A 21,256-nucleotide genomic window follows, 5' to 3' on the forward strand; every position below is an offset into this window, starting at 1 on the left:
CCGGGTCCCGTCAGGTCACCAGAACGGCAGGCCCGGCGGGACGTCGATCCGCGGTGCGGCGGAGCGGGCGCCCGGGTCGGCCGGCGCGAACGGGACGAGGTCCGGCGCGCACACCGTGCCGTCGGCGGGCGGCTCGCCCGTGAGCAGGTACGTCGCGATGTGCTCGTCGACGCACACGCTCTTGCCGATCGCCGTGTGGCCCCAGCCGTCGAGGGTCAGCAGGTGGCCCGCCGGGAACAGGTCCCGGTACGGCTCGGTCTGCTGGTACGGGGTCGCGGGGTCGAAGCGCGTCCCGACCACCAGCACGGGCGCGGTCGTGGTCTGCTGCCACGGGCCGGTGAAGGCGTCGCGGTCCTCGATCTTCCAGCCCTCGCACGGCAGCCCGACCCAGCCACGGAACCGGCCGAAGTAGGGCGCGGTCTCGTCGTAGGCGTCGATCAGGCGCGGGTACCGGTCGACGCGGCCGTTCGACGCGGTGTCGACGCACAAGCTCGCGAGGGCGCCGCCGATCGACGGGTAGTCCTCTCCGCGCAGGCGGGCGCCGAGCGCGGAGCGGGTGCCCGCAGCGGCGGACGCCACAGCCGTCGGGTCGGGGGAGAGCGCAGCGAGCTCCGCGAGCAGCGCGGCCAGGTCCGGCCACAGCGCGGGCGAGTAGAGCGACTGGAACGTCGTCGCGACCGCGAGCTGCTGCGTCACGAGCAGCGTCGTGCCGTCCGGGAGCGGGATCTCGACGGGCTGCGTGGCGAGCCGGTCGAACGTCTCGTACGCGACCGTTGCGGGGTCGCCGAACGCCGCGAGCGGGCACGTCGCGGGGCCGCCCTCGGCGCACAGGCGCGTGAACTCCCCGAAGGTCTCGTGCGCGCCCAGCCCCTGCCGGATGCGGATGCCGAGCGGGACGGACGGTGCCGCGTCGCCCGAGCCGGTGCCGCTCCACGCGACGGGGTCGACCGTCGCGTCGAGCAGGAAGCGCCCGACCCGGTCGGGGAACAGGCGGGCGTAGGTCGCGCCGAGGTACGTGCCGTAGCTGTACCCGGCGTAGAACAGTCGCTCGTCGCCGACGGCCGCGCGCAGCAGGTCCATGTCGCGGGCGACGTTGGCGGTCGACGCGGTCGCGAACCGCACCGGCGACGTCACCTGGCAGCGCGCGGCGAGAGCGAGGCCCTCGAGCGTGTACCGGGCCTCCTCCCGCGGCGTGATCGGGTAGATCTGTGCCAGCAGCGGCGACGCGTCCTCCTCGGCCTGGGTCCGGAAGCACGTCGCGGGGTCCGAGCCGGCGACCGCACGCGGGTCGAAGCCGAGGACGTCGAACCGCGCGAGCACCTCCGGCGGGTAGATGAACGGGGCGGCCTGCTGGACGAACTGGACGCCGCTGCCGCCCGGGCCGCCCGGGTTCGTGAACAGCGTCCCGACGCGCTCCGCGGGGTCGCCGCTCGCGGGGAGCAGGGTCAGCGCGATCGTGGTCGTCGCGCCGCGCGGGCGGTCGTGGTCGCGCGGGACCTCAGCCGTCGCGCAGAGGAAGGGCTCGAGGCCCTCGCCGCACGGCTGCCAGTCGAGCTCGGGGACGGGTGCCGCGGTCCGCGCGGTTGCGGGTGCGGCGTCCGTGGGCGCGGACGGCGCGGCGCCCAGTGCGGTTGGGACGGCGAGCGTCGTGGCGAGCAGCGTCGTGGTCAGGAGGGCGAGCCCTCGGGTCCGGCGCAGGGTGGTCATGGCGGCTCCCGGTCGTCGTCGGTCGGTGCCTTCACCTTGCCAACGGGGGGCGCCGAGGCCAAGGGCTGCGGGGCGATCCGGTGCGAACGGTGCCGCAAGGGGCAGGCGTCGGGGTCGTGGCGGGCGCGGTCCCGAGGCGCACGTGTCGGTCGGTGCTCGTACGGTGCTCGGCACAGGTCGCGGCCGTGGCACCGGGGGAGCCGCGCGCGGCGTCGCGTATCACGGGCACGTGCCCGGCGTCCTCCCTGCGTCGCCGCCCGACGACGCCCACCCGTCCGAACGCCCAGCCCAGGAGCCGAGCATGCCCACACCCGAGAAGGCCAGGTTCTGCACCGACCGCATCCTGTTCCGCGACCAGCAGCGCCTCCAGCGCACCGTCGACGTCGACGGCCGGCTGCACGCGATCACCCTGCTGCACAAGCTGTGGATCACGGGGTCCACGCTGCACGTCCGGTTCCTCGGCGGCACGCCCGCACAGCGGCAGGTCGCGCGCGAGCAGGCCGGGTGGTGGACGGAGCACGCCAACATCCACTTCGTGTTCGACGACGCCCCCGACGCCCAGATCCGCATCTCCTTCGACGCGAGCGACGGTGCGTGGTCGTACGTCGGCACCGACAACGTCACGATCCCGCCCGACGAGCCGACGATGAACCTCGGCTTCCTCGACGGCGGCACCGCGGCGCACGAGTTCGGGCACGCGCTCGGCCTCGCGCACGAGCACCAGAACCCCGACGGCGGCATCCGCTGGAACGAGCCCGTCGTCATCCAGGACCTCATGGGGCCGCCGAACAACTGGAGCCCCGAGACGATCCGGCACAACGTGCTGAAGAAGTACACAGTCGACCAGGTCAAGGGCACGAAGTTCGACCCGAGGTCGATCATGCTCTACTTCTTCCCCGCCCGGTGGACCCTCGACGGGGTCGGCACGGAGGCCAACGAGGTGCTCTCCGAGGTGGACAAGTCCTACATCGGCAGCGCCGACGCGTACCCGAGGACGATCAAGCCGCCGGAGCTCCAGGCGACCGAGCTGCTCGTGGACGCCGCGAACCGCACGCCCGCCTCGATCGGCGAGGCCGGCGAGGAGGACCTGTACAAGTTCACGGTCTCGACGGCGGGCACGTACGTCGCGAACACGCGCGGGCCGACCGACCTCGTGATGGACCTGTTCGGCCCCGAGGACCCGACGAGGCTCGTCGCGTCCGACGACGACAGCGGCGTGGGCCTCAACGCCCGCATCGCGACGGCGCTGGACCCGGGGACGTACTACCTGCGCGTGCGCCACTTCGACGAGAAGCGGGGCACCGGGACGTACACGATGAAGGTCCGTTCGGCCTGACCTGCCCCCGGCGCCGGCCGTCGTCCCACGACGGCCGGCGACCCGGGCGGCGAGCAGCGCCGGGATCCTCGTCGTCACCCGGCCGAGCCCCCCGGTGGCGTCAGGCCGTCGTCGGACGTGGCGCCGGGGTGTCCGCCGGGTCGAGGCCGTCGCCCGCACGGTCCGCGCTCTCGGCCCGGTGCTCCGCCCTGCCCTCGTGCACGATCGCCGGACGACCCGCCGCGGGCCCGTACCCGCGCACGCGGGCCCGGAGCGCCGCCGCGACCAGCCCCGGGCGCAGCAGCAGCCACGGCGAGCCCATCAGGTGGTAGACGCGCATCGTCGTGCTGTGCGCGAGCTCGTCGCCGTGCACGGAGAGGCGGCCGAGCTCACGGGTCCACCGGCCCAGGAGCGCGGTGACGGCGGGCTGACGACCGTCGCTCGACGCGTACCGCAGGTCCTCGCCGGTCGCGATGGACCAGGGCAGCGCCGCGACGCGCGCGAACCGGCGCAGCAGCCGGCGCTCGTCCCCGTCGCGCAGCCCGCGCCGCAGCGCGTCGCGCAGCACGAGCGCCTCGCACGCCGCGACGGTGACGCCCTGCCCGTACACGGGGTTGAACGCGCACATCGCGTCACCGACCACGAGCAGCCCGGCGGGCCAGTTCCGCACGTCCTCGTAGTGGTGCCGTCGGTTGCCCGTCTGCCGGTGCACGGCGACGTCGCCCTCGGGCCGTCCTGCGGCGTGCAGCTCGGCGAGGGCGCCGTCCCGCAGGCCGGCCAGGTAGGCCGCGAGCGCGTCCGCGTCGCGCGGCGGGCGCTGCCCCACGCCCACGCCGCCGACGATCCAGCGCCCGCCCTCGACGGGCAGCGCGATCCCCCCGCGGGGGTCGTCGGGGGACGCCTGGATGACGATGCCCGGAGCGGCGACGCTGCCCGGGTCGAGCGCGTACACGCGCGCCGAGTAGCCCACGTGCGCGTCCACCTCGGTGACCCGGGCCGGGGCCACGCCCGCGGCGGCGAGCCACACCGGCAGCCGTGACGAACGTCCGGTGGCGTCCACGACGAGGTCCGCGGCGACCGACGTGCCGTCCGCGAGGTCGACCCACCACGCCGGCCCGGCGCCGACGTCGCCGCGACGCAGACCCGTGACCCGCACGCCGTCCCGGAGGGTGACGCCCGGGAGCGCCGCGACACGCCGCCGGACGACGTCCTCGAACAGCGGTCGCGTCGCCGAGAGCACCGCGAACTGCGGCCGCCCGGTCGGCTGCCACCCGCGCTCGCTGTTCCAGGCGAGCGTGCCGGTGTCGATCTCGACCGCGCCGGCCGCGTGGAGCTCGTCGCGGAAACCGGGCAGCAGCTCCTCGACGGCGAGCATCCCGCGGTAGAGGAAGACGTGCGGCTGACGCCCCTGCGGGACGCCGCTGCGGGGCCGGGGTGCGTCGGGCAGCTCGTCGCGCTCGAGCACCGTGACCGTGCGGCCGGCCGCGGCGGCGGCCGCTGCGGCGAACGACCCGGCGAGGCTCGCACCGAGCACGACGACGTGGCGGGGCTGGGGGCGGGACCGGACCGGCGCCACCGGACCTCCAGGGTGAGGTGCGCCGGCGGCGAGGGCCGTCGTCGGCTGCGTGCCCACTGAAGTCCACGCGGAGCCGGGGCGTCAACGGTCCGCGCGGACCGGGACACCCCTGCGGGCGGGGTGCTCACCGGCAGCCCGCCCGCGGGACGTCACTGCTGCTGCGCCCGCGCGATCAGCCGCTGGCCGAGCTGCCCGGCGGTCTGGTTGTCGAGCAGGTTGGTCTGCGCCTCGACGATCCGCGTGAGCGCGGGGTCGTGGCGCTGCACCTCCGAGGACTGGAGCAGCACCGTGCCGGCACCGGTGAAGTCGTACTGGCGCTCCTCGCCGGACTCGCGCCCGAGCATCGCCTGGACGCCGGACATCAGGGAGTACGCCATCCAGTTGTAGTCGTAGTGCTGGCTCGGGGACGGGCAGTCGGCCCAGCCGAGCAGGGCCTCGGGGTCCGCACGGAACGGCGGCTCGACGAAGATCACCGGGCCGTTGGACGACGCAAGGAACTTGCCGGTGCCGATGAGCGTGACGAACCCGGGGACGATCGACTGCTTGAGCTCGAGGCCGGTCTCGAACGCGAGCAGGTTGACCTGCTTGATCGTCAGGTTCCCGTCGTCGAGGTCGTAGGAGTTGATGTCGTTGCCGCGGTCGCCGATGACGAGCTTGCCGCGGCCGCTCGCGACGACCCAGTCCTGCGCGTACAGCGGCGAGGCGAACCGGGCCGCGACCCACGCGGCGCGGGACGCGAACGCGCTCACGCCGGAGAAGTCGATGGTCCCGTAGTAGGCGATCATCGCGCCCTTGGACGTGAACCACTCGCCGTTCAGGTCGATGCTGAACGCGTAGGCGTTGACGTTGTCGTTGCTGGGCAGCGTCTGGGCGTCGAGGACGGCCGCGTCGATCCCGGTGATCATCAGAACTTCGCCTCCGAGGCCTGGACGTAGACGGTGCCGTGACCCGACACGTGGAGCTGGAACGCCTCGCCGGAGCCGCGCCCGACGAGGTCACGCATGCCGACGCTGGCCTTGAGGTCGACCTGGAGCGCGCCGACGTGGCCGACGTAGGCCTGGGGGTCCACGCCGACGGTCTCGCCGTTGAGCTGCAGCGGGAACGTCCCGCCGTGCGAGAGCAGCGCGACCGACCCGTGCCCGCCGACCCGGGTCGTGAACAGGCCCTGACCGGTCATGGCGCCGCGCACGGCCGCGCGGACACCGCCCTGGCCGATGAACTCGACGCTGGTCTGGAGGTTCGCGTCGTGCGCGAGGAGCCGGTCCGCCTCGACGGTGAGCGAGTCACCGGTGAGCTCCAGGACCGTGACGTGCAGCCCGCGGAACCCGTAGAGCACCGAGCCGTTGCCCTCGGTCGCCATCATCGGGTTGGACTCGCCGGACATCGCGGCGCCGACCATCCCGCCGACCCCGTGGCCCTGGCCCTGGATCGGGCGGAACGTGACCTGGCCGTCGTACCCGAGCATCGCACCGCGCCGGGCGAGGACGGGGCTCTGCTGGCTGACCTGGGCGCGGACGACCTTCTTGTTGACGATCTCGAACGGCATGTCCCCGCCCCCTCAGCGCTCGGCCGGCTGGATGTACACGGTGCCCTGGCCCTCGAAGCGCAGCGAGAACGGCTCCCCGCCGCCGTCGCCCGCGATCGAGCGCCACGAGACGCCGGAGACGAGGCTCATCTGCGTCTGGCCGACGCCGGCGACGTAGACGTCGGGGTCGACGACGAGCGGCTGCCCGGGGGTGACCGCGAGCGCGATGAGCGGGCCGTGCGACATGATCGCGCACTGCCCGGTCCCGGAGATCTTGGTCGTCGCGAGGCCCTGGCCGGTCGTCATGCCGCGCAGCCCGGAGAACTGGACGTCGAGCTGGAGGCCCTCGGTCACGGCGAGCACGTGCTCGGACTCGACGGTGAGCGTGTCGGCCTGGAGCTGCACGACCGTCACGTCCATCGCGTCCTGCGCGAGGTAGACGCGTCCGGCGCCCGAGCAGGTCATGAGCGAGATCGACTCGCCGGCGACCTTCTGCTTGAGCGCGGCGCGGAACCCGCCGCCGCCGCCCATGCCGGCGGACTTGAACTCGACCCTGCCGGTGTACGCGACCATCGAGCCGGACGCGGCGCGAACCGTGTCCCCTTGCAGGTCGGCGTGGAGCACCCGCTTGTCCGCGGTGAGGACGGCCACCGGTTCCCCTGTCTTCTCGTGCCCTGACGGGCGTGGCGCGCGCCCGGCCCGGGCAGCACGATCGGGGCGGCGCGGACCAGGCCCGCCGTCGCCCCGCGGCAGCCTAACCGCGGGGAACGGCTTCCCGGGGCCGTCCGGCTGGACGTCACCCGCCCGGGCCCCGGCCGGCCGGCGTGCGGCGGCGGGTGATCGAGGTGGTGCGCTGCGCCCGCCTGCGTGCCACGCTGGTGCCGGTACGGCGGTGCGGTCCGGACGGGGCCGGGGCCGCCCGGGCAGCGGCTCGCGTCCGCGGATCGGATCTCCCATGCAGGAGCTCTCGCCGTCCCTCCACGAGCAGGTCGACGCAGCGGCGCGCCGGCTGGGTGCGGCGGCCAGCCTGACGCTGCAGCAGCAGGGCGCGGTCGTGCGCGCCGTGAGCAGCGACGCCGGCGCGGCGGCGTGCGACCAGGTCGAGGCGCGCCTCGGGGCCGGTCCGTGCATCGCGGCGATGGAGCAGCTGCGCGTCGTCGTGGTCCCGCGCGTCCGCGAGGGCTGCGGCTGGTCGGCGTGGCGTGCGCGGGCGGCGGACGCGGGCTTCGCGTCCGCGGTCGCCGTGCCCGCGCCGGTCGCGCCGGGGGTCTGCGTGGCGCTCAACCTGTACTCGACGCGCGAGGACGCGTGGGACGACGCCGCCCTGGCGGAGGCCGCCCGGCACGCGCAGCTCCTCGCGGACGAGCTCGCCGGACGCCTCGCGCGGCCGCTCGCCCGGCTGCACGGGACGGTCGACGCACGCGTCCGCATCGACCAGGCGATCGGCGTGCTCATGCACTGCAACGCCTGCACGGAGCAGGACGCCGAGGCGTCGCTCATGCGTGCGAGCACCGCGGACCGCGTGGACCTCGCCGAGGCGGCGGGGACGGTGCTGCGCGCGCTCGTCGAGGACGACGCGGTCATCCGCCCGCGTGAGCTCGCCGTCCCCGGCCGGTGAGGGACGCTCGCGCCCGCGGCGGTGCGGCGGTCCGTCGGTCGGCCCCGCGTCCGGCCGCCGAGGGGGTGCAGGGCTCAGGCCACCAGGTCCCACGTGAGGCGCACGACCAGCGCCGCGACGACGACGAGGAAGACGACGCGGACGAACCCGCTGCCGCGCGCGACGGCCATGCGTGCGCCGACGTAGCCGCCGACGACGTTCGCGGCGCCCATCAGCAGCCCGAGCACCCAGAGCGGTGCGCCGGTGAGCGCGAAGACGATCAGCGCACCGAGGTTCGTCACGGCGTTGATGATCTTGGCGTTCGCGGACGCCTCGAGGAACGCGAACCCCAGCAGCCCGACGAGCCCGATGACGAGGAAGCTCCCGGTGCCCGGCCCGACGAGGCCGTCGTACCCGCCGACCGCGAGCCCGAGCACCACCGCGGCGCCGGTGTGCCGCGCACCGGACCACCGCAGCTGCGTCACGCGGCCCGCGGCGGGCCGGGCGAGGGTCCACACCGCGACGACGACGAGCGCGACGAGGACGATCGGGGTGATCACCTCGGGCGGCAGCGAGCTCGCGAGCGCCGCACCGCCCGCGCCGCCGAGCAGCGCGGCGACGGCCATCGGTGCCGCGGTGCGCAGCCCGGGCCGCACCCGGCGGTAGAACACGACGGCGCTCACGCTCGTGCCCATGATCCCGGCGAGCTTGTTCGTCGCGAGGGCCTGCACGGGGGAGACCCCGGGGACCAGCAGCAGCGCCGGGAGCTGGAGCAGCCCGCCGCCGCCGACGACCGCGTCGACCCAGCCCGCGAGCAGCGCCGCGAGCAGGAGCAGCAGGACGGTCGTGGTGCCGAGGTCGGCGACCTGCGCGAGCGCGTCCGTCACGGGGTGGGCCCGGCGGTGCGGCGGGGGGTGGCCGGGTCGGGGTGTGCGGTGCGGCTCGGCGCACGCGTCGGTCGCGGCATGGGGCCAGTCTCGCGCACGCCTCGCAGCGGCACCCGCGGCGCGTGCGGGACGGCGTCGCGGCGCGTCAGGTCGGGGTCAGGGTGCCGCGACGACGTACGTCGCCAGGCCGCCGGTGACGACACCGAGCGAGATCACGAGCGAGATCAGCCAGACGACCGCCACGTCGCCGAACGAGCGGCGCCCCGGGCTCGCGCCGCAGTGCGCGCACGGAGCACCCGGCTCACCCGGCTCAGCGGTGTCGACGGCGGAGGGCAGGTCCACGTCCCAGAGCCGGTCCTCGACCGGCGTCCAGCGGTGCCCGTCCCAGAAGAACCTCCCGTTCGGGGAGTACCGGGGCTGGTCTGCGTATCCCATACCCGGTTGATCGGCCGTCGCACCGCGCGTCCTGAGCGGCCGCCAGGGTGGTTCCGTGGGCGCTCGTCGACACGGGGCACGTCGTGGGGACACGGTCCGACGGAGCCGGGCCGGCGCCGCGGACAACGACGCGGCCGCGCGGCTCGTCGAGCGACTGCGCCGCTGACCGCGGCCGGCGCGGGGGTCGCTCCGCCGAGGGCGGAACCGCGAGCCTTGTCGCCCGCGCGAGCGGCGTGCCACGGTGGCAGGACGCCCGAGGGAGGCCCCATGACCGAGCCCGCCGCACCGACCGTCGACGGCGCGCCCGCGTCGTCCGACGGCACCGAGAGCCTGTACGAGCACGTCGGCGGGACGGACGGGCTGCGCCGGCTCGTCGCCGCCTGGTACCCGACGGTGCTGACCGACCCGCTGCTCCAGCCGCTGTTCGGTGCGGGTCACCCGGCGCACGTCGAGCACCTGGCCGCGTTCCTCGCCGAGGTGTTCGGCGGCCCGACGCGCTACACCGACGAGCTCGGCGGCTTCCCCGCCCTGCTCGCCCCGCACGAGGGCAAGGCGATCCGCGAGGACCAGCGGCGCCGGTTCGTCGACCTCTTCCTCGCGGCTGCGGACACCGCCGGGCTGCCCGACGACGCCCGCACGCGCGACGCCCTGCGGGACTACCTCGAGTTCGGCACGGAGGTCGCGGTGCAGAACTCGCACGCGACCGACGCGGACGGGCTGCACCCGTGCCAGGAGGTCCCCCGCTGGGACGCGTGAGGGCGGCCGTCCGGCGCGGTCGTCCCTACGCGGGCCGGTGCCCGACGGCGAAGACCCGCGAGAAGCCCAGCACGACCCCCCACTCCTCCCGCGGGTAGGCGCGGTCGAGCGCGGCGGTGTAGTCGTCGAGGAACGCCGCGCGCTCGGCGTCGTCGGTCAGCACGCCGAGCACCGGCCGCAGACCCGTGGCCCGCACCCACTCGAGCACGGGGGACGCCTGCTCGCCGGCGGGGTCGAGGACGTGCTCGTACGTCGTCGTCCACACGTCGGGCTCGAGCCCGAGGCGGGCCAACGCGGCGAGGTACTCGCGCGGGGACGCGACGGCAGCCGCCCGGTCGAGGTGCGGGAGCAGGTCCGCCGCACGCGGGTGCCGGGCGGCGACCTCGCGCATGAGCCGGTGCGACGGGGCGTCGAAGTTCGCGGGCACCTGCAGCGCGAACCACCCTCCGGGAGCCAGCGCCTGCACCCAGCGCGGGACCAGGTCGAGGTGCCCCGGGACCCACTGGAGCAGCGCGTTGGTCACGAGGACGTCGACGGGACCACCGAGGGCCGCGGGGTCCCATCCCTCGGCCCGGGCCTGGACCCACTCGACGCGGCCTGCGGCGTCGAGCGCGCGAGCGGCGTCGAGCATCTCCGGGGAGGAGTCCACGCCGACGACCCGTGCCTCGGGCCACCGCTCGGCGAGGCCCAGCGTGAGCGGCCCGTCGCCGCACCCCAGGTCGACGACGAGGCGGGGCTCCCGCGCGTCGACGCGGGCGACTAGGTCGGCGAACGGCCGGCCCCGGTGCGTGCCGAAGAGCGCGTACTGGCGGGGGTCCCACATGGCGGCTCCTCGGCGGCGCGCGACGGGTATCTCGACGTCAAGATACCTCGCGGGTACCCGAGCCGTCGGTGCCGCCGACCTCGTCGGCGGCATCCGCCGGGTCCGGCAGGCTGGGGTACGTGGTCGGGTACAGGCCGGCGACGAAGCCGTACGTCGTCTCGCCGCCGCGGGGGAGCGCGGAGAACTCGCGCGTGAGCTCGAAGACGCGGTCCCAGAACTCGGCGGCGCGCTCACGCGGGATGCGCGCGTGCCGCAGGATCGCCCGCAGCGTGTCGGCGTGGTGGGCGGGAGCCGACTCCGCGGCGGCGTCCGCGACCGGGCTGGTCATGCGGCCGAGGGCGTCGACGGGCACCTGGCCGATGTAGAAGATGCGCGCCGTGCGGCCGTAGAAGCGCTCCTCGATGGCCCGGACGCGCCGCGTGCGCACGACGCGGAGCAGGCCCGCGTCCAGCAGGACGTGGACGTGGTACGCGACGGTGCTCGGCGGGCGCCCGACGGCCGTCGCGAGCTCGCCGACGGTCGCGGCGCGCTCGAGCAGCAGGTCCAGGAGCGTGTCGCGCAGCGGGTGGGACAGCGCCGCGAGCTCCGTGCGCGCGGTCACGACGCGCAGGTCGTCGAGCGGGTAGTCGGGGAGCGCCAGATTGCTCGACATTTCTCGATCATAGATCTACGGTGAACGCTCCAGAAGATTCGATCATTGCTCGGCGCGACGGCCGCGGTCGACGCACCGGGTGCGACGGGAGACTGCGATGGCCGAGGTCCTGCTGTTCCACCACGTGCTCGGCCAGACCGAGGGCTTCCACGCCTTCGCCGACGAACTCCGCGCCGCCGGGCACGTGGTGCACACCCCCGACCTGTTCGACGGCGCGACGTTCCCCACGATCGAGACGGGTGCCGAGTTCGCCGGTCGAACCGGCTTCGACGTGCTCGGCCGGCGCGGGGTCCGCGCGGCCGAGGGGCTGCCCGACGGCGTGGTGCACGCCGGCATCTCGTTCGGCGTCATGACCGCCCAGCGGCTCGCACAGACCCGGCCCGGTGCTCGCGGCGCCGTCCTCCTCGAGTCGTGCCTGCCCGCGTCCGAGCTCGGCGCGTGGCCCGGCGGGGTCCCCGTGCAGGTGCACGGCATGAGCGAGGACCCGTTCTTCGCGGGCGAGGGCGACATCGACGCCGCTCGGTCGCTCGTCGCCGAGGCCGAGGACGGCGAGCTGTTCGTCTACCCCGGCGACCAGCACCTGTTCACGGACCGGTCGCTGCCCTCGTACGACGCCGCGGCGGCGGCCCTCGTGACCGAGCGCGTGCTCGCGTTCCTCGCCCGGCTCGCGTAGAGCCGGGCGCGCACGCCGACGCGGCTGCGCCCAGCAGGGTCCAGCACGCGGCCCACGCGGCGGGCGATCGACGTGGACCCCTCGTCCCTCGCACCACGACGGCACCGAGCAGGAGCTGACGGCTCCCTAGGACAGCGCCGCCAGCCGGTTGTAGAAGAGCCACCGCAGCCGGTGCGGGTCGTCCTTCCCGACCACCGGCTCCCCGGGTGCCAAGGGCTCGCGCAGCTGTCTGCCCGCCGCCACGAACAGGTCGTTGAGCGGGTTGACCCACCCCGCCGAGTACCCGCTCGCGTCGGGCGGGCGGGCGAGGACGACGCGGCCCTCGTCGGCGAACGGCTCCGGAGGGTGGTGCAGCACCTCCCAGCGCACCCCCGGCGGCGGCGCGGCGGCCCGGAGCAGCTCGCCGTGGTACGCCGCGAGCGCCCCGACGACCTCGACCGTCGCCGCGGAGAGCGCCCCCACGATGCGCCCCGGCCGGACCACCTCGGGCCACCGCGCCCATGCCGGGAGCGCCTCGTACGGCTCGTCGGGCGGCGCGTACGCGAGCACGGGCATCGCCGCCGTCCACAGCGGGACGAGGTCCTCGGGCGTCCCGGTCAGGTCGAGCCCGAACCGCTCGCCGAGCCACGGCCGGGCCCGCTCGACGAGCTCGAGCCACTGGCCGAACCGGAGGGCCTCGTCCTGGTCACCCGCCGCCGTCATGCTGCTGATCCTGCCGTCCGGCCCGCCCCCGTGGAAGTCACGTGGCCGCGTGGATGACGAACGGGATCCGGTACTGCTCGAGGCAGGCCAGCGCCGCCGCGTCGGGACCGACCCCCCAGAACTCGGCACCACCCTGCTTGAACACCTGCGCCGGGACGAAGTGCCACACCTTCTCGTCGAGGTCGCCGGCGTCGAGGAGGTCGCGGTCCTTGCGGGCCTGCTCGCACAGGTCCGAGCTGCGGTTGAACCGCGTGACCGGGCCGGCCTTGACCTCGATCGCGTTCTGGTTGGTCGGTCCCCAGCGGATGTCGTCCTCACGCAGCCGGCGGTTCGAGCCGGGCACGTTGTGCCACGCGTTCGTGGTGGTCCGGTGCACCGCGGTCCACGCGTTGTCGAGCTGCCCGCGCACCACGAGGTCCTGGACCTGCCGCTCCGCGACGATGCTCGCGCGGACACCACCGGCGCGCACGGCCCACGGCATCGGCACGGCGCGCGCACCGCTGACCCGCAGCGTCGAGCCGAGCGCCGCGACGAGCTCGTCGATCTTCTGGTGCTGCATGATGCGGGCGAGGACCTGCGGCGTGAAGCCGGCGTTCTCGAGCGTCGAGAACCCGGGCAGCAGCACCCGGAACACCGTCGCCTTCACGGTGTCGCTGAGGACGTCGCTGTTCGCGACCCACCGCATGACCGGAGCCAGCTTCGCCGGGAACCTGGACAGGAACTTGCCGATCTTCGCGACGACCGACGCGGCGTCCCCGACGGCCGGGATGAGCCCGACGAGGCTGAACGCCGCTCCGACCCAGTCGGTCTTGATCAGTCCCGCGAGGACGTCCCGGATGTCGACGAACGGGATGAACGAGCCGATGACGTAGCCGATGAGCCGCACGACCTGGTCGTTCTCGCCGCAGCCGATCCAGCTCCAGGTGATGTCCCCGCACAGGAACCCCTGCACGAAGTAGCCGATGTACTCCCAGGTGCCGAGCCGCTCGTCGAAGACGGTCGGGCTCAGCCCCTCGTCCTCGGCGTGGTCCACCTCGTAGCCGTCGGAGAGCGAGTCCCCGTCGGTGTCGGACGCGAGCGGCGTGGTGCCGTGGTCGAGCTCGTCGGCGTCGGACAGGCCGTCCGCGTCGGTGTCGCCCTGCCAGGCCTGGGTGGTCTCGTCGAGCTCCTCGCCGTCCTCGAGGCCGTCGCCGTCGGAGTCGAGCACGGTCGGGTCGGAGATCGCCTGGAACGCCGGTGTGCCCTCCACGACGGTCGAGGGCTCGCCGGCCTCCTCGCCGTCGCCGATGCCGTCCCCGTCGGTGTCCTCCTTCGCGGGGTCGGTGCGCACGATCGTCGACGTGCCGAGCGCGAACCCGCCCGTCTCCAGGCAGTCCGCGAGCCCGTCCCCGTCCGTGTCGACGCTCTCGCACGCGGGATCGGCGACGCCGCCGCCGGGCGTCGGGTCGTTGACGCACCCGGCGATCGAGCGGAAGACCTCGGGCAGCTGGTCCGCGGTCGCGACGCCGAAGTACTGGCCCTCGGTCTGCGTCGCGATGCCCTGGAGCAGCGTCGCGTCGGGTCCGGCGCCGAGCCCGATGGTGTAGATCGGCGCGCGGAGCCCGCGCGCCCGGTCGATCAGCGCCGGGTCCCACGAGCCGTCGCCGTCGGTCAGCAGGATGAGCGCGTTGAGGCGCTCGGCGCTGGCCGGCGGCAGCGTCCCGAGGCCCGCCGAGACGCCCGCGTCGATCGCGGTGCCGCCCAGGTCGTCGACGAGCACGATCGCGGCGTCGAGCGCGGCCTTGTCGCTCGTGAGGCCCTGCAGGACGGTCGCGACGTCGTCGAAGTCGGTCACGGAGGCCCGGTCGTCGGCGTTGAGCGCGTTGACGAACTGCGACGCGGCGATCTTGCGCAGGCCCTCCGGGTCGTTGTCGGCCATCGAGCCGGACGAGTCGAGCACGATCGCGACGTCCGCCGGCAGCGCCGGGTCCTCGCCGGGCGTGCACCCGGCTCCGACCGAGTCCCACCTCTGCTCCCAGTTCGCGATGTCGAAGATCGCGTACCGCGAGAAGTGCGTGACGGTCACCGAGACGGTGCGCGCGTCGGGGTCGAGCGCGAGGTCCGCGCCGGTCGGGACCCAGCGCTGGAGCGCCTCGTCGAACACCAGCACGCGCAGGTCGGCGGGCTCGGTGCCCGTCGGGAGGTCCGCGGGGTACGGGAGCGTGAGGCGGGCCTGCTCGAGCTGACCGGTGCGGTCCGCCGGGAGCGAGATCTCGACGGCGTCGCCGACGGCGCCGAGCGCGCGCTCGGTCGCGGTGACGGGCTGGGTCGCGACGTGCACGGAGCCCGCGAGGTCGCCGGAGCCGACCAGCGAGAGCTCGACGCCCGCGCGCCGGACGGGCTGGGCGACGACCTCGTCCGCGTCGCCGGTGCCGTCGTAGTCGGTGTCGGTGGACAGCGGGTCGAGGCCCGAGCGCACCTCGGCGCCGTCGAGGAGGCCGTCGCCGTCGGTGTCCGCGGTCCGCGGGTCGGTGCCGACCGCGAGCTCGTCGGGGTCGGCCAGCGTGTCGCGGTCGGGGTCCGCCGAGCGCGGGTCGGTGCCGGCGGAGATCTCCTGCGCGTTGGTCAGGGTGTCGGTGTCGCTGTCCTCGTCGGCGTCGCCCGTCCCGTCGCCGTCGGAGTCGGCGGCCGTCGGGTCGGTCACGCCGAGCAGGTGGGCGGCCTCGTCGCCGTCGCCGAGGCCGTCGTCGTCCGAGTCGCGGTCCTTGGGGTGGGTGCCGAGGCTCAGCTCGAGCGGGTCGGGGAGCGTGTCGTAGTCGGCGTCCGCGGTCGTGGACCACGGCCGCACGCCGACGGCCTCCAGGCTCGCGACGCCCCAGGCCTGGGCTGCGGCGGCGTGCGCGACGGCCCGCACCGGCACGGCGTCCTCGAGGGCCGCGTCCATCGCGGCGAGGTGCGCGGACGCGACGCCGAGCCGCCGGGCGACGGAGCCGGACGCGCCCGACGTCAGCGTGCCCAGCTCCTGCTCGAGCCGGTCGGCGTCGTCCGTCGCCCGGCCGACCGTGCGCGGCTCCGGCGTCGCGGCCGTGACGCGCACGGCGTCCGCGACGGCCGCCCGCGCGCTGCGGACGGCCGCGGAGAGCGTGCCGGTGAGCGCCTCGGTGCGCGCGGCCGCGAGGGCCGGCGTCGAGGCCGACTCGGTGCGGTCCGCCAGCACGTCGGTCGCCCGTCCCTCGTCGAGCGAGACCCGGACGAGGGACGCCCTGCTGGTGACCCGCACGCCGTCGCCGTAGAACCGGTCCGCGGCGTCCTCGACGAGCCGGTCCACGGCGGCGGTGACGTCCGCCTCCGGGTCGCCGTCGACCGCCGTGGCGGCAGCGCCGAGCAGCACCGCGCTGGTGGCGCCGGGGGTCGTGCCCGCGAGCGCCTGGACGGCGGGTCGCCAGTCCGCTGCGGGTGCCGCTGCGGCGGCGGGTGCTCCGGCGACCGCGACGGCCGCCGCGAGGAGCGGGACCCACCACCGGCGCAGCGCCGCACGCCTTCCCCTGCGCTCGGCTGTCCGGTCGGTCGTGCTGAACGCTCGCGACATCGCGTGCCCCCCCGGGTCCGTCGTGCGGTCGACCCGCGAGAGCCAAGCACCGGAGCTCCGCGCAGGGCCACCGTTCCGGGACGAACCCGCCCGAAAGGGACGAGTCGCCGCGGCTCAGGCGCGCGGGTCCCGGGGAGCGCGGTGCCGCCGGACCGACGCGACCGCGGTCAGCAGGAGCCCGCACGCCACCCAGGCCAGGAGCACCACGACGGGACGGGTGGCGCCGGCTCCGTCGAGGTACGCGGTGCTGCGCAGCAGGCTGCCGGTCGCCCCCGGCGGGAGGAGCTGCCCGACGAGGCCCCACGGCGGCGCGAGCAGCTCGGGTGCCGACGCCATGCCGGACAGCGGGTTGCCGACGAGCACGACGAGCGCGGCGCCGGCCGCCAGGCCGGGCGTCCCGGCGACGCGCTCGAGCCCGAGGAGGGTCAGCGAGGTCGCGGCGATGCCGAGCGACAGCCCGAGCGCGACGGGCCAGAACGCGCCCGACGTGCTGCCGAACCAGCCGTCGAGGAGCGCGGTGAGCGTGAGGCCGGCCATGAGCGAGTACCCGCTCGCCGCGGCGACCCGGAGCCAGGGCCGGTGCGGGAGGGCGCGCGCGAGGGCGACCGCGGGAAGGATGCCGCCGAGCGTGATCGGCAGCACGGCGGCGGCGAGCCCGGCACCGCGCGGGTCGTCCGCCGGCAGCGGCACGACGTCCTGCGTGGTCACCGGCGTGCCCGAGCGCTCGGCGAGCGCCTCGCCGGCATCCGCGAGCAGCTGGGCGACGACCGGGCTGGCGCCGCTCGCCACGACGACCGTCGCGCCGTCGGGTCCGAGGACGAGCCCCCCGTACGCGTCACGGCCGAGGACCGCGGCGCGCAGCGCGTCGGCGTCGGGGTAGGTCGTGGCGTCGAACGCGCCGGGCCGGGCGGCTGCGAGCGCCTGCTCGACCTGCTCGACCGCGGGCGGCGGTCCGGCGATGCCGATCGGGACGTCGTGGGGCTCGGAGGTCACGGCGGGCAGGGCGAAGGCCACGAAGATCGTCGCGACCGCCGCGGTGAGGGCCAGCGCGACGGCGGTCGCGAGCGCCCAGGGGTGTCGCCCCCCAGGGTGCCCGGGCCCCGGCCGGTGCGGCGCCGGGCTCGTCGGGGTCGTGCTCGGGGGTGTGTGCACGTCGGTCATGAGGACTCCTCGGTCGCCGTGTCCCCGGGTCGGGGAGCGATGCTCCGAGCGTAGAACTCATCAGCCGTTGAATTCAACACCTGATGAGTTCGTTAGGCTGCGGGCATGGCAGAGGCGGTACGGCGCGGCGGGCGCCGCAGCGGGCAGAGCGGCACGCGCGACGCGATCCTCGGCTCGGCGAGGACGCAGTTCGCGGAGAACGGCTTCGACCGCGCGACGATCCGCGGGATCGCGACGGCCGCCGGGGTCGACCCCGCCCTCGTGCACCACTTCTTCGGCACCAAGGACGAGCTGTTCGCCGCGGCGCTCGAGCTGCCGTTCGACGCCGCCGTCATGCCCGACCTGATCGCGGGGGACCCGGACGGCGTGGGCGAGCGCGTCGTGCGCCACTACCTCGGCGTCTGGGCCGACCCCGTGACCGGGCCGCACCTGCAGGCGGTGTTCCGGTCCGTCGCGTCGCGCCCGGAGGCCCTGGACACCGTCCGCCGCTTCGTCATCGAGCGCGTCCTCGAGCCCGTCGCGGCGTCGCTCGGGCGCGACCGCCCCGCGCTGCGCGCCGAGCTCCTGGGGGCGCAGCTCGTCGGCATCGCGTTCGCCCGGTACGTCGTCGGGCTCCCGCACCTGCAGGAGCTCGAGCTCGAGGACGTCGTGGCGCTCGTCGCCCCGTCCGCCCAGCGCTACCTCACGGAGGACCTGCCGGGCGTCTGACCCTCCGGACCCCGGCGACGACGAGGCCGCCGGGACCGGACCCCGCAGGAGCGGAGCGCCGGGCCCGACGGCCTCGGTCGATCACGGGCAGGTCACCCTCCCGGGCAGGGTGTCAGCCTCACGAGCAGGTGGCCGGCGGCGTGCTGCTGTTGCCGTTCTTCATCACCGTGACGCCGAACGAGCTCCCGTTCCCGTTGGGCGTGAACGTGGTCCCGTTGCGGGTGGCGTTCCAGCTGCTCTGGATCGACTGGCCCGAGCCGAGACTCAGGGTGACGGTCCACGCCGAGCTGCCGCTCACGGTGTAGGTCACGTTGAAGCGGTCCGACCAGTCCTCGGCGCGGGTCGCGGTGACCGTGCAGCCGCCGGTGCCGGGGTTCGGGTTGGTCGGGTTGGTCGGCGTCGTGGTGCCGCCCGACGGGGCGACGGCCCGACCGGTGCTCGTCGAGATGTGACCCGTGCACAGGTTCCGGGCCGCGAGGTCGGACAGGATGCCCGGCAGCGTCTGGATCGTGGCGGTCGGCCAGTCGTGCAGGAGGATGATCTGGCCGTTGGTCAGGCGGCTCGCCGCCTGCCGGATCTGGCTCGCGCTCACGTTGTCGTAGTCCTGCGAGTCGACGTCCCAGAGGACCTCCCGCAGGCCGAGCGAGGACGCGACCGACTTCAGCGTCGCGTTGGTCTCGCCGTAGGGCGGCCGGAAGATGGTCGGCGTGACGCCGGCGGTCTGCTGGATCGCCGTCTGCGAGCGCGAGAGCTGCGACTGGATCTCGCTCTGGCTCAGATTCACCAGGTGCGGGTGGTCCCAGCTGTGGTTGCCGATCTGGAAGCCGGCGTTCTTGTACGCCTGCATGAGCGACGCGTTGCTCGTCGCGTTCGAGCCCGTCGGGAAGACGGTCGCGGTCGCCCCGGCGTTCCGCAGGGTGCTGATGAGCTGGTTCGTCGTCGCCGGGGTGGGGCCGTCGTCGAACGTGAGCCCGACGTAGCCGGCCGAGCAGCTCGCGTTGGTCGGCGGGGGCGTCGTCGTGGTCGGGTTGGGGTTCGGGTTGGTCGTGCCGCCGCCCGAGCAGGACGCCGAGGGCGTCGTGCTGTTGCCGTTCTTCATCACGGTGACACCGAAGGAGCTGCCGTTCCCGTTGGGCGTGAACGTCGTGCCGTTGCGGGTGGCGTTCCAGCTGCTCTGGATCGACTGGTCGCTGCCGAGGCCGAGGTTGACCGTCCAGGTCGAGCTGCCGCTCACGGTGTAGGTGACGTTGAACCGGTCGGACCAGTCCTCTCCGCGCGTCGCGGTGACGGAGCAGCCGCCCGTCCCGGGGTTCGGGTTCGAGGTGGTGGTCGGGTTCGGGTTGGGGTTCGGGTTGGACGTCCCGCCCTCGCTGACCGTAATGCTCGAGCTGCCGGAGCTCTGGTAGCCCTCGGTCGCCATGACCATGTAGTCGTGGGTGCCGAGGTTCATGCCCTTGCTGGCCCAGGCGTCGAAGTGGTTGCCCGTGGTGATCGTGCCGCCCGTGCGCTTCTGCTGGCGGACGCTCCAGTACTGGGAGAAGGTCGAGCGGTCGCCCTCGATGGAGGGCTGGTTGACCCGCTGCGTGCGGTAGATGTCGTACGTGCCGCCGTCGCTGGTGACCGTGCCCATGTGCGTGCCGGTCGGGCGGTACGTGCCCCAGTTGTCGACGACGTAGTACTCGACGAGCGGGCCCCGGGTCCACCCGTAGAGCGTCAGGTACGAGTTGCCGCCGGGGTTGAAGGTGCCGGAGTACTGGACGACCTTGCGGCCTCCGGTCTGCCAGCCCTTGCCGCCGACCCAGTTGTTGATGCCGGACCACGAGGTCCGGTAGCTGCCGGCGTCGCCCATCGTGAACTGGACGTTCCCGCTGTCCTTCCAGAACGAGTAGAAGAAGCCGTTGTGCGTCCCCGTGCCGTTGTTGGTGAGGGTCACGTCGGCGGCCTGGGCCGGTGCTGCGGCGACGAGGGCGCCGACGGCCAGCGTGCTGGCGGCGGCGAGGCCGGCCAGTGCGCGGACCAGCCGGCTGCGCCTCGGCGCACCGCGGGTGAGAGTCGTGCTTGCGGACATCCTGCACTCCTTCGTGCCGAATCGGCGTCGAAAATTTCGGGCCCGCGGGCGGGTCTTGGGTGGGCCGGCCTGCGCTCGAAACGAGGGCTGCCCGCGTCGTCGTCGACGCAGGGAGCCGTTCCCGGCGAGTGTGGAGCGGTTCTCCGGCGCAGGCAAGGAGCTGGGTGGGCTCCTGAGGGGCTCTGAAACGTTTCTCAGCGTTCGATAGTTTCGGCGCCCCGCGTCCTCGTTTCGCGTCGGTTCGTCGGGTCAGCGGCCCGCTCCGAGCGGGCCGCCGCCACGGGCGCACGCGCCGGCCCGTCCGGGCAGCGGTGGGCGACGAGCCATGGACACGGCTCCGGAGACGGGCCGACCATGGAACATGACCCCTGGACCGGAGCCCGACGGCGAGTCTGGTGACGCCCTCGTCGAGGTGCCGCTCACGGACCTCGACGACGGGCAGGTGGACGCGGTCCACGAGCTGCTCAGGTCGACGTTCCGCGCCGACGAGCTCGTCTCCCTCGCCGGGCTGAGGGCCGGGTACCGGGGGGAGGCTCCGCACCCCTCGGTCGTCGTGCTGGCGGGCGGCGCACCCGTGGCCGTGATGCTCGCCGAGTGGCACGTGGACCACCAGGTGCTGCTGCTGGCGTACCTCGCCGTCGCGCCGTCGATGCGGGGCCGCGGGCTGGGGGCGCACCTCGTGGGCGACGTCCTCGCCCGGTGGGCGGCCGAGAGGGACGGCGCGCTGGTGCTCGCGGAGGTGGACGACCCCGCGCGCTGGCCGGGCGACGCCGGCCACGGGGACCCGGTCGCGCGGCTGCGGTTCTACGGGCGGCTCGGCGCCCGCCTCGTCCCCCTGCGGTACGTCCAGCCCGCTCTCCGCGCGTCGTCGGGCCGCGTCGACGGCATGCTGCTGCTCCGCCTCGACCGGGGCACGGACGCACCGGGGGACCGGATCGCCGCGTTCCTCGAGGAGAACGTGGTGGCCTGCGAGGGCGCCGCGGCGCTCGACGACCCGCAGGTCGCCGGGCTCGTGGCCGACGCGCGGGCCCTGACCGACGGCCGGGCGCTGTGGCCGGTCGACCGCTGGGCGGAGGTCCGCGCGCCGTAGCCGGCGGGGTGCG

General features: G+C 74.8%; 19 protein-coding genes. 6 read left to right on the plus strand and 13 right to left on the minus strand.

Annotation, left to right across the window (positions count from 1 at the left end):
- Positions 1 to 15 precede the first annotated feature (15 nt).
- Complete coding sequence (locus NXY84_RS02460) at positions 16 to 1,707, minus strand: alpha/beta hydrolase (RefSeq protein WP_258725593.1); 1,692 nt, start codon at positions 1,705 to 1,707, stop codon at positions 16 to 18.
- A 301-nt stretch (positions 1,708 to 2,008) separates the two neighbouring features.
- Between NXY84_RS02460 and NXY84_RS02465 the strand changes: the two genes are divergently transcribed.
- Positions 2,009 to 3,043, plus strand: a complete 1,035-nt coding sequence (locus tag NXY84_RS02465; RefSeq protein WP_258725594.1) for a M12 family metallopeptidase — start codon at positions 2,009 to 2,011, stop codon at positions 3,041 to 3,043.
- Positions 3,044 to 3,143: 100 nt separating this feature from the next.
- On the opposite strand, the gene NXY84_RS02470 is transcribed toward NXY84_RS02465, so the two are convergent.
- The 4 genes from NXY84_RS02470 to NXY84_RS02485 form a co-directional block, all read right to left on the minus strand.
- A complete protein-coding gene (locus NXY84_RS02470; RefSeq protein WP_258725595.1) occupies positions 3,144 to 4,598 on the minus strand; it encodes an NAD(P)/FAD-dependent oxidoreductase in 1,455 nt (484 codons plus the stop codon).
- A 149-nt stretch (positions 4,599 to 4,747) separates the two neighbouring features.
- On the minus strand, positions 4,748 to 5,503 hold the full coding sequence (locus NXY84_RS02475) for an AIM24 family protein (protein ID WP_258725596.1): 756 nt from the start codon (positions 5,501 to 5,503) through the stop codon (positions 4,748 to 4,750).
- Positions 5,503 to 6,144: an AIM24 family protein gene (locus NXY84_RS02480; RefSeq protein ID WP_258725597.1), complete on the minus strand. Its 642-nt coding sequence runs from the start codon at positions 6,142 to 6,144 to the stop codon at positions 5,503 to 5,505. Before NXY84_RS02480 ends, NXY84_RS02475 begins: the two co-directional genes overlap by 1 nt.
- 12 nt (positions 6,145 to 6,156) lie before the next feature.
- A complete protein-coding gene (locus NXY84_RS02485; protein WP_258725598.1) occupies positions 6,157 to 6,774 on the minus strand; it encodes an AIM24 family protein in 618 nt (205 codons plus the stop codon).
- A gap of 304 nt (positions 6,775 to 7,078) precedes the next feature.
- On the opposite strand from NXY84_RS02485, the gene NXY84_RS02490 reads away from it, so the two are divergent.
- Positions 7,079 to 7,741, plus strand: a complete 663-nt coding sequence (locus NXY84_RS02490; protein ID WP_258725599.1) for an ANTAR domain-containing protein — start codon at positions 7,079 to 7,081, stop codon at positions 7,739 to 7,741.
- Positions 7,742 to 7,815: 74 nt separating this feature from the next.
- Here the strand turns inward: NXY84_RS02490 and NXY84_RS02495 are convergent, their stop codons facing one another.
- A complete protein-coding gene (locus tag NXY84_RS02495; RefSeq protein WP_258725600.1) occupies positions 7,816 to 8,607 on the minus strand; it encodes a TSUP family transporter in 792 nt (263 codons plus the stop codon).
- 156 nt (positions 8,608 to 8,763) lie between these two features.
- Positions 8,764 to 9,042: a hypothetical protein gene (locus NXY84_RS02500; RefSeq protein WP_258725601.1), complete on the minus strand. Its 279-nt coding sequence runs from the start codon at positions 9,040 to 9,042 to the stop codon at positions 8,764 to 8,766.
- 267 nt (positions 9,043 to 9,309) lie between these two features.
- Between NXY84_RS02500 and NXY84_RS02505 the strand changes: the two genes are divergently transcribed.
- Entirely contained in the window at positions 9,310 to 9,798 is a 489-nt protein-coding gene (locus NXY84_RS02505; RefSeq protein WP_258725602.1) for a group II truncated hemoglobin, read from the plus strand.
- A 25-nt stretch (positions 9,799 to 9,823) separates the two neighbouring features.
- Here NXY84_RS02505 and NXY84_RS02510 read toward each other — a convergent pair whose 3' ends face one another.
- Both NXY84_RS02510 and NXY84_RS02515 read right to left on the minus strand, forming a co-directional pair.
- On the minus strand, positions 9,824 to 10,621 hold the full coding sequence (locus NXY84_RS02510) for a methyltransferase domain-containing protein (protein ID WP_258725603.1): 798 nt from the start codon (positions 10,619 to 10,621) through the stop codon (positions 9,824 to 9,826).
- Positions 10,622 to 10,658: 37 nt separating this feature from the next.
- Positions 10,659 to 11,273, minus strand: a complete 615-nt coding sequence (locus NXY84_RS02515; protein WP_258725604.1) for a transcriptional regulator — start codon at positions 11,271 to 11,273, stop codon at positions 10,659 to 10,661.
- Positions 11,274 to 11,370: 97 nt separating this feature from the next.
- On the opposite strand from NXY84_RS02515, the gene NXY84_RS02520 reads away from it, so the two are divergent.
- Positions 11,371 to 11,946 carry a dienelactone hydrolase family protein gene (locus tag NXY84_RS02520; protein ID WP_258725605.1) on the plus strand — a complete coding sequence of 192 codons (576 nt, stop codon included), beginning with the start codon at positions 11,371 to 11,373 and terminating at the stop codon, positions 11,944 to 11,946.
- Between the two features lie 126 nt (positions 11,947 to 12,072).
- On the opposite strand, the gene NXY84_RS02525 is transcribed toward NXY84_RS02520, so the two are convergent.
- The 3 genes from NXY84_RS02525 to NXY84_RS02535 form a co-directional block, all read right to left on the minus strand.
- A complete protein-coding gene (locus NXY84_RS02525) occupies positions 12,073 to 12,648 on the minus strand; it encodes a hypothetical protein (RefSeq protein WP_258725606.1) in 576 nt (191 codons plus the stop codon).
- A 37-nt stretch (positions 12,649 to 12,685) separates the two neighbouring features.
- On the minus strand, positions 12,686 to 16,216 hold the full coding sequence (locus tag NXY84_RS02530; protein ID WP_258725607.1) for a VWA domain-containing protein: 3,531 nt from the start codon (positions 16,214 to 16,216) through the stop codon (positions 12,686 to 12,688).
- Between the two features lie 114 nt (positions 16,217 to 16,330).
- Entirely contained in the window at positions 16,331 to 17,377 is a 1,047-nt protein-coding gene (locus NXY84_RS02535; protein ID WP_258725608.1) for an ABC transporter permease, read from the minus strand.
- 105 nt (positions 17,378 to 17,482) lie between these two features.
- Between NXY84_RS02535 and NXY84_RS02540 the strand changes: the two genes are divergently transcribed.
- Positions 17,483 to 18,085: a TetR family transcriptional regulator gene (locus NXY84_RS02540; protein WP_258725609.1), complete on the plus strand. Its 603-nt coding sequence runs from the start codon at positions 17,483 to 17,485 to the stop codon at positions 18,083 to 18,085.
- Positions 18,086 to 18,203: 118 nt separating this feature from the next.
- On the opposite strand, the gene NXY84_RS21715 is transcribed toward NXY84_RS02540, so the two are convergent.
- Positions 18,204 to 20,153: a glycoside hydrolase family 11 protein gene (locus NXY84_RS21715; protein WP_309485049.1), complete on the minus strand. Its 1,950-nt coding sequence runs from the start codon at positions 20,151 to 20,153 to the stop codon at positions 18,204 to 18,206.
- A gap of 361 nt (positions 20,154 to 20,514) precedes the next feature.
- Between NXY84_RS21715 and NXY84_RS02555 the strand changes: the two genes are divergently transcribed.
- Entirely contained in the window at positions 20,515 to 21,243 is a 729-nt protein-coding gene (locus NXY84_RS02555) for a GNAT family N-acetyltransferase (RefSeq protein WP_258725610.1), read from the plus strand.
- Positions 21,244 to 21,256: the final 13 nt, after the last annotated feature.

Origin of the sequence: Cellulomonas sp. NS3 (assembly GCF_024757985.1) — a bacterium.
In the GTDB taxonomy this organism is placed as follows: domain Bacteria; phylum Actinomycetota; class Actinomycetes; order Actinomycetales; family Cellulomonadaceae; genus Cellulomonas_A.